Consider the following 917-nt stretch of genomic DNA (forward strand, 5'->3'; position numbering starts at 1 on the left):
CACGCAGATGTGCTTTGAGTTTCGAGAACGCCATCTCTATTGGGTTGAAATCGGGACTATAGGGCGGCAGATACCGTAGTTGCGCACCTGCCTCCTCAATCGCTTCTCGTATTCCGACAACCTTATGAGCAGGCAAATTGTCCATGATTACGATGTCACCGGGGGTCAGTGTCGGCACGAGCACTTGTTCGATATAAGCACGAAAGGCGTCGGCATTCATTGCACCATCCAGCACCATGGGTGCTGTCATGCCTGAGAGGCGGAGCGCACCGGTAAACGTCGTTGTTTTCCAGTGACCATGTGGGATGCCTGCGTGGCATCTTTCGCCTCGCGGGCTGCGCCCACGCAACCGCGCCATCTTCGTATTCAGGCCCGTTTCGTCGATAAAAACGAGCCTTTCAGGATCAAGCTCAAGCTGGCTTTCAAACCACGCCTCACGCCTCCTCATTAGGTCTGGCTGTTCCTGCTCCAATGCATGTGCGGTCTTTTTTTGTAAGTAAAGCCACGAGCCCGTAACCAGGTATTCAAAGCACTCCGCACAATCTGGAGGCTGCGCTCTTGAGCCAGACGGGCAACCATTTCGTTGAGCGTGACGTCTTTGCGCTCTTCAATCATACCCACGATAAAATCTTCATGGGCATCAAGTCTTGAACCGCGTCGTCGACCCGGACGCCGTGCTTCCAACTCACCATCGCGCGCACGAGAAACCCAGCGGATCGCTGTCGCTGCGGACACCCCGAACCGTACACCCGCATTGCGTGCCGACAATCCTTCGTTTGCAGCCTTCAAAACGCGTGATCGCAAATCACTGCTTAATGCTCGTCCCATCAAAAGCCTCCATAACTGGAAACCTTGAATCAGACAGATCGCCGATTGTCACTTCAAAATCGATTCAGTGTTCAAAGGATATGCTCTAG

At 53.5% G+C, this 917-nt stretch carries 1 pseudogene; it reads right to left on the minus strand.

Annotated elements, in window-relative coordinates:
• Positions 1-828, minus strand: a pseudogene (locus FJQ48_RS11035) (IS630 family transposase); the annotation flags it as partial.
• Between the last annotated feature and the right edge of the window lie 89 nt (positions 829-917).

The sequence above is a fragment of the Ochrobactrum sp. CGA5 genome, assembly GCF_006345815.1.
Taxonomy (GTDB): Bacteria; Pseudomonadota; Alphaproteobacteria; order Rhizobiales; family Rhizobiaceae; genus Brucella.